Below are 7030 nucleotides of genomic sequence, written 5' to 3' on the forward strand. Positions count from 1 at the left end.
TGCCGCGATGTCCCGCGCGCGCCAGCCGGGCGACCCCGTACGCGCCGCGCGCCGCGCGCCGCGCGCCGAATGGCCGAATGGCCGAATGGCCGAAACGCGGCCGAAACGCGGCCGAAACGCGGCCGAAACGCGGCCGAAACGCGGCCGAAACGCGGCCGAAACGCGGCCGCCGGCCCCGCGACATGCGGGGCCGGCGTCTTTCACGCAGGCATGCGCCCGAACCGGCCGCTGTTGAAATCGTCGACGGCCTGACGGATTTCCGCCTCGCTGTTCATCACGAACGGGCCATAACCGACGATCGGCTCGTCGATCGGCTCGCCGCTCAGCAGCAGCAGCGTCGCGTCGTTGTTGGCCTCGATCTCGACCCCGTCGCCTTCGCGCGCCAACTGCACGAGCTGCGCCTCGCGCGCGATTTCCGCGCCGTTGACAAGCACCGTGCCGCGCAGCACGACGAGCGCGAGCGTGCGACCTTCAGCGATCTCGAAACGCGCGCGGCCGCCCTGGTTCAGGCGCACGTCCCAGACGTCCATCGGCGTATGGGTGCGCGCCGGGCCGCGATGCCCGTCGAACTCGCCCGCGATCACGCGCACCCGCCCTGCCTCGTCCGGCAGCGCGACCGACGGAATCCGCGTGTCGAGCAGGGTCTGATAACCGGGCGCGGCGAGCTTGTCCTTCGCCGGCAGGTTCACCCACAGCTGCACCATTTCGAGCGTGCCGCCCTGCCGCGTGAACTGCTCCGAATGGAACTCCTCGTGCAGGATCCCGCCTGCCGCCGTCATCCACTGCACGTCGCCCGGCCCGATATGGCCGCCCGCGCCCGTCGAGTCGCGATGGTCGACCTCGCCCTCGTAAACGATGGTCACCGTCTCGAAGCCGCGGTGCGGATGCTGGCCGACCCCGCGGCGATGGGTGCCCGGCGGAAACTGCGCCGGCCCCGCGTAGTCGAGCAGCAGGAACGGGCTCAAGTGCGCGCCATGGCTGTCGTAACTGAACATCGAGCGCACCGGGAAACCATCTCCGACCCAATGCGAACGCGGTGCGCTGTACACGCCGACGATCTTCTTCATGTGGTTCTCCTGTGGGGTTCACCGGCGGAGCGGAAGCCCCGCGCCATGAATAGAACAATATAATCAGAACGATGGAAGCGGTAGGCTGCAATAATCACACGCAGCGTTCCATCTGGTGAACGATGAATGACACGAGACCTCAACGACCTCTACTACTTCGTGCAGGTGGTCGACCACGGCGGCTTCGCGCCGGCGGGCCGGGCGCTCAACCTGCCGAAATCGAAGCTGAGCCGCCGGATCGCGTTGCTCGAGGAACGGATCGGGATGCGGTTGATCCAGCGCTCGACGCGCCGCTTCGCGGTGACGGATGTCGGCCAGACCTATTACGCGCATTGTCGCGCGATGCTGGTCGAGGCGGACGCGGCCGACGAGGCGATCGCGCTGCTGCACGCGGAGCCGCGCGGCATCGTGCGGGTGACCTGCCCGGTGGCGCTGCTCGACACGCTGGTGGGCGACATGCTCGCGGCGTTCATGGCGCACTGCCCGCACGTCGAGATCCATCTGGAAGAGACCAATCGCCGCGTGGACGTGGTGGGCGAAGGGATCGACGTCGCGATCCGGGTGCGTCCGCCGCCGCTTGAGGACAGCGATCTGGTGCTGCGCGCGCTGGCCGAGCGCGGCCAGTGTCTGGTCGCGAGCCCTGACCTGCTGGCGCGGGCCGGCATGCCGCGCGTGCCGGCCGATCTCGCGAACCTGCCGAGCCTCGCGCTCGGCACGCCGCAGGACGATCACGCCTGGACCCTGCTCGGCCCGGACGGCGCGCGCGCGACGATCCTGCACCATCCCCGGCTCGTGACGCGCGGCATGCCCGCGTTGCGCGCGGCCGCCGTGGCGGGCGTCGGCATCGTACAGCTGCCGACCTTGCTGGTGCGCGACGCGCTCGCGCACGGCGCGCTGCAGCGGATCCTGCCCGGCTGGGCGCCGCGCCGCGAGATCGTGCATGCGGTGTACGCTTCGCGGCGCGGCCTGCTGCCGTCGGTGCGCGCGCTGCTCGATTTCCTCGCGCAGCGATTCGCGGCGCTCGATCCCGATTGACGCGGGCCACCGCGCGCATCGCGGAATTCGCTTAGACTGCGCTCCATGCGCGCGATGCGGCGCCCCTCCCACTCTAGTCATCCCTCATGTTCGCACTGCCTGACAACCTGCCCTCGTCCAAGCCCGCGCTCTACGCCGAACTCGTCGCGCAGGCGCGTTCGCTGCTCGAGACGGAGACCGATCTCGTCGCCAACGCCGCCAATTTCTCGTCGCTCGTGTATCACGCGCTCGAGGGCCTCAACTGGGCGGGGTTCTATTTCCACGACGGCAGGGAGCTGGTGGTCGGCCCGTTCCAGGGCAAGCCGGCGTGCGTGCGGATTCCGCTCGGCAAGGGCGTATGCGGCGCCGCCGCGCAGTCGCGCGAGACGCAGGTCGTGCGCGACGTGCACGCGTTCCCCGGCCACATCGCTTGCGATTCGGCGTCGCAGTCGGAGATCGTGGTGCCGCTCGTGGCGGCCGACGGCACGCTGCTCGGCGTATGGGATGTCGACAGCCCGCTGCTCGCGCGCTTCGACGACGACGATGCGCGCGGCATGGAAGCGCTGTGCCGCGTGTTCGTGGAATGCGCGGAGCGCGGGCGCTGAGCCGGCCATGCGTCCGCGTTGAAAAACCAAGCCCCGCCGAAGCGGGGCTTTTTCATGGTTGAACGCGTCGACGCGTCAACGCGCCGCGCGGGTCCGCAGCGAGAGGACCAGCAGGCCCGCGCCGATCAGCGTCATCCCCGCGGCGGTATTGAGGTGGGCGGTGACCTTCGGATGCGCGAGCAACCACTTCGACAGCCGCGAGGCGAACGCGCCGAGCAGCGTGAATACGACGAACGTGCTGACTGCGAAGATCGCGCCGTACACGAGCATCTGAACCTGCACCGAGCCTCGCCCGGCGCTGACGAACTGCGGCAGGAAGGCGATCACGAACAGGCCCGGCTTCGGATTGAGCACGTTCGACAGGATCCCCGTGCGCAGGACCGTGGGCAACGGCAGGCGATCCGTGGCGCGGATCGAGATCAGATCGCGCGAGCGCAACGCCTTGATGCCGAGGTAGATCAGGTAGCCCGCGCCGATCAGCTTGACGGCCCAGAACGCCCAGGGGCTCGTCTGCAGCAGCAGGGTCAGGCCGAACGTGGCGGCCACGGTATGCACCATGATGCCGACGGCCGCGCCCAGCGACGAGGTGGCCGCGGCGGCCGCGCCCTGGCTCAGGCCGCGGCTCAATGCGAGGATGTTGTCCGGTCCCGGCGAGATGACGATGACCATGCACGCCGCGAGATAGGCGGCGAGAATTTCTGCGGGGAACATTGCGTACTCCTGTTGACTGAGGCGGGCCGGCGTGAATCCGCAGCATAGCGCACTTCGCGAACCGGCTCGCCGTCCCGCGGCGGGGCTCATGCGGAGGCGGCGGAGGGCGATGAAAAAAGAAAAGCCCGCTCGCAGCGGGTTTCCGCACTTCTCCTGTCGCCCAGTTGCAAGGCAACTTGCAGTCGACGATGATGCATCGGTAACTTCGCCTTATCTGACGTGGCTTTGATCAGAAAGCTACGCCAAAACCTAGGCCTATCACTTTCGCGGACTTCCGCTCCCGACCCTCGACTCGTTGAGGGCGGCACATTGCTTCAACGGGATGTGATAAATTCTCGTCGAAAAATATCCGTCTGATCCTGCGCACATTTCTCGTGCCAGCATCGCATCTTCGGCAGTATAAAAAAGAGCGGGTGCCCAACAAGCAGACACCCGCCACGAAATTGCCCCGGATCGAGTAAGGGGACAATAGAGGCCGGTCAAGTACTAAAATTAAAAAAACGCATTTATTTGATGGATATACAATTGCGACAAATACATGCGACGCAGTTTTTCCCGCTGAAAAATCACCGTGCCACAGGCGGACGTCCCCATGTCGTAGGCGCATCGCTGAGGCCGAAAGCAAGTGCGCCACCATTCCTGACCTGCTCGAGGTCAAGCCACGTGTTGTTCAACGCAGCGCCATTCAGTGTGGCGCTTTTGACGTAGGTGAAGTCGGGGTTGTCAGCGTCAATCGTCAACGTATTACCGTTGCCGAGTTTGATCAGCGCATGTTGGAATAAAGGGCCTGTCAGCGTAAAACCCGGTACAGCCGGGACTTCCGGATAAAGTCCAAGCGCCGCCCACACAAACCATCCAGACATTGCACCTTCGTCGTCATTGCCCGGCAGACCGGATGCGGCCGTCGTGTATTGTTGATTGACGATTTGGCGCACGATTTTCTGTGTCCTGTCAGGGCGACTCGTCCAGTTGTATATCCACGGCGTCGCGAACGACGGTTCGTTGCCGATCCACATGTGCTGGCTGCCTTCGCCGGCGTTCAGGAAGAGGTTGAACATATCGAGCCGGGGAACGACTGCGCTATCACCACCCAGGATGTTGATCAAACCGGGAATGTCGAACGGTACCATCCACGTGTATTGTTCAACGTTGCCTTCAACTTCCTTGTACGAGTTCGCCGTCCATTTTCCATCGCCAGTGCGATCGGACAGCGTCGGCAACGTTGTACCGTTGTGAGCGCGGGTAGACGGTTTGATCAGATTTTTCCAGTTCGTCGAACGCATCAGCATTTTTGCGGCGTTATTGTCGTCGCCAAGCGCCTGCGCGAAACGAAAAACAGCATAGTCCGTAACGGCATACTCCAGTGTCGTCGATGCGGGGCCGTTGCTGATCGTTTCCGGGGGCAAATAGCCATACTTGATGTAATCGGAAAGTCCCGGGAGGGCGGTGATTCCGTTGCACGAAGTGGCGACACCATTTGCCGTATCGAGCATGATCGACAATGCTCTTTTCGTATCGAAGCCGGTCGCACCGTACATATAACTCTGCGCTACAAGAATGGAGGCTCCGTCACCTGGCATCACGTCGCTAGTCGTGTTGGCTTCGACCCATTTCGGGAAACTGCCGCCGCACACGTTGGCGTCATCGACAAGCGACTGCATCATGTCACTTGCGGCAGCCGGCTTGAGCCACGCGATCATCGGCATCAGCGAACGGTAAATGTCCCAGGTGGAGAACGTCGTGTAGTGGTTGTGACCCGCTTGCACCTTGGCCGTTGTGCCGTCCATCGCCAGATATTCGCCGTCTGCATCGTTGAAAACGCTAGGAGCAAGCAGCGCATGATATAACGATGAATAGAACTTCTTCAGGTTCTCGTCACTACCGCCCGTTACTTGAATTGCATTCAGTTCCTGGTTCCATATTGCATCGGCCTGCGACACAAGTTGGTCGAACGTTTGGGATCCACTTTCCTGTTGCAAGTTATCCTTCGCATTTTTGACGCTGACGTACGAAATCCCGACTTTCATGTTCACTGGTTTCGACGATGAAAAAGTCAATTGCGCGTTGTCGCCGCTTATATTTGATTTGAATTCCTTATCAAATTCAATATAAAAATTGATGGTGTAAGTCTGACCGTTATTGCAAAAACCGCCACCTGTCAGCGTACCTTGCAACGCTTTCGGATCATTCGGATCGAGTGAAATTACCCCATCACCCGCGTTTGCGGTGCTTTCAGCCGAAATGTTGAGTTGACCGCTCTTGCCGTCCGGCCATGCAAAACGTGCGGCGCCGGAACGCAACGTTGCCGTCAGTTCGGTACGGATACCGTTGTCGAAGGTCACACTGTAGTAGCCGGGTTTCGCGGTCTCGTTCGAATGCTTGAACGACGCCGGACCGTCTTGGCCGGCGACGGTCGGAAATATTGGCAATGCGCCTCCGGCGCTACAACCGACACCGCTCAGGTGCGTGACGCTGAAACCGGTGATTTCTGTCTGACTGTAGTGATAACCGGGTGGACTCCACACATCGGGAACAGGTGGGGTATCCGGTCCCCACTGAACCATGCCGGACGGCAACGAAGCAGCAGGCGTTGTAAAACCGCCGAGCAAATCTTCAGGATGGGTTTCGGATTTGGCAATTTCAGGATCGATAGGCGGCACCTGATCCGTGCCGATCATCGGGTCGACGTAGCGCGTCAACTGTAAATCCTTGACGGGGTGCGTCGGATTGGACGGCGAGCCTGGAGTAGGCGGCGTGCCCGGATTGGACGGCAAGCCTGGAGTAGGCTGTGTGCCCGGATTCGATGGTGTGCCGGGGCGCGTTGGAGAATTACCGGCAGGCGTACTGTCAACCGTATCCCCCCCGCAACCGGCGTTCAGCATTGCGACTGCAATTGCGGTCACTATCCAGCGTGTGTTGTTTCTCATCTTTGGTCTCCTCTTCGGAAATCGCTGTTCCTTTCATCATGTTACGGAATATTACTGATCGGTGCGTTTATCAACTACTAGATGTCTCCCTAATTTTTCGTTTGTTTTGCTAAACAAAATGTGTCGAATATGGTTGTTGGAAAAATGTAGGCATGACCTGTCTCATTTTTTCGGACCGCTGTAATTTCGAAGAGCGGCCTCGGTGAAGTCGGACGGAATTTCGACATTCCCCCGGCGCAATGCACAGACATGTCCGCCCCCGGGCTTTGCCGCGAAATGGCGGAGCTCAAGGATCACGTTCTGGCGTGCTCGGGGCTCGGGTTCGTCCGCGCTGGCCACTGTCGCCCTACTCTTGTCGTCGGGGGCATGCTGTACAGGTCGACATGGTTGCTGTTGTTCATGCGTGGTCGCGGCCCAGCATTCCGACAACGCTGCGCCCCCCATCTTCCCAATTAGCGCTGGCACACTGCAGGCAACGAGCGTTGGCTGCATGGAGACGTCAGAAACGCGAGCGACATGATCCAAGGACAAAGGTCCCTAATCTGAGCGGAGCCGACGTTCGAACGTCCAGGTGAAGGAACGGGCCAACGTCTGTTGCTGGCTAACCCTGTTCGAACTGAACACCCTGGCTTGACCCTGAACCAGGAGGTCGTTTGTCATGAAACGGAAACGCTTTTCGATCGAACAGATTGTGGCAGTGCTGAAG

The 7030-nt window shown here is 61.8% G+C and carries 6 protein-coding genes; 2 read left to right on the plus strand and 4 right to left on the minus strand.

Annotated elements, in window-relative coordinates:
- Positions 1-200: 200 nt before the first annotated feature.
- Positions 201-1067 carry a pirin family protein gene (locus AC1RQF_RS30550; protein ID WP_492873802.1) on the minus strand — a complete coding sequence of 289 codons (867 nt, stop codon included), beginning with the start codon at positions 1065-1067 and terminating at the stop codon, positions 201-203.
- Positions 1068-1193: 126 nt separating this feature from the next.
- Here AC1RQF_RS30550 and AC1RQF_RS30555 point away from each other — a divergent pair, with 126 nt between their 5' ends.
- Together AC1RQF_RS30555 and AC1RQF_RS30560 are read left to right on the plus strand one after the other, a co-directional pair.
- Positions 1194-2102, plus strand: a complete 909-nt coding sequence (locus tag AC1RQF_RS30555) for a LysR family transcriptional regulator (RefSeq protein WP_274002102.1) — start codon at positions 1194-1196, stop codon at positions 2100-2102.
- Positions 2103-2188: 86 nt separating this feature from the next.
- Positions 2189-2686: a GAF domain-containing protein gene (locus AC1RQF_RS30560; protein ID WP_274002100.1), complete on the plus strand. Its 498-nt coding sequence runs from the start codon at positions 2189-2191 to the stop codon at positions 2684-2686.
- A gap of 75 nt (positions 2687-2761) precedes the next feature.
- On the opposite strand, the gene AC1RQF_RS30565 is transcribed toward AC1RQF_RS30560, so the two are convergent.
- The 3 genes from AC1RQF_RS30565 to AC1RQF_RS30575 form a co-directional block, all read right to left on the minus strand.
- Positions 2762-3397: a LysE family translocator gene (locus AC1RQF_RS30565; protein WP_274002098.1), complete on the minus strand. Its 636-nt coding sequence runs from the start codon at positions 3395-3397 to the stop codon at positions 2762-2764.
- Positions 3398-3963: 566 nt separating this feature from the next.
- Complete coding sequence (locus AC1RQF_RS30570; RefSeq protein ID WP_492873805.1) at positions 3964-6324, minus strand: GH92 family glycosyl hydrolase; 2361 nt, start codon at positions 6322-6324, stop codon at positions 3964-3966.
- A 162-nt stretch (positions 6325-6486) separates the two neighbouring features.
- Positions 6487-6816, minus strand: a complete 330-nt coding sequence (locus AC1RQF_RS30575; RefSeq protein ID WP_492873807.1) for a TIR domain-containing protein — start codon at positions 6814-6816, stop codon at positions 6487-6489.
- Positions 6817-7030 lie beyond the last annotated feature (214 nt).

Source organism: Burkholderia sp. GW821-FHT14F03 (assembly GCF_058803765.1).

Bases quoted from the DNA above. Each gene is read 5' to 3' on its own strand.
- AC1RQF_RS30570 (WP_492873805.1), bottom strand. From the start codon at position 6,324: ATGAGAAACAACACACGCTGGATAGTGACCGCAATTGCAGTCGCAATG.
- AC1RQF_RS30550 (WP_492873802.1), bottom strand. From the start codon at position 1,067: ATGAAGAAGATCGTCGGCGTGTACAGCGCACCGCGTTCGCATTGGGTC.
- AC1RQF_RS30555 (WP_274002102.1), top strand. From the start codon at position 1,194: ATGACACGAGACCTCAACGACCTCTACTACTTCGTGCAGGTGGTCGAC.
- AC1RQF_RS30575 (WP_492873807.1), bottom strand. From the start codon at position 6,816: ATGCAGCCAACGCTCGTTGCCTGCAGTGTGCCAGCGCTAATTGGGAAG.
- AC1RQF_RS30565 (WP_274002098.1), bottom strand. From the start codon at position 3,397: ATGTTCCCCGCAGAAATTCTCGCCGCCTATCTCGCGGCGTGCATGGTC.
- AC1RQF_RS30560 (WP_274002100.1), top strand. From the start codon at position 2,189: ATGTTCGCACTGCCTGACAACCTGCCCTCGTCCAAGCCCGCGCTCTAC.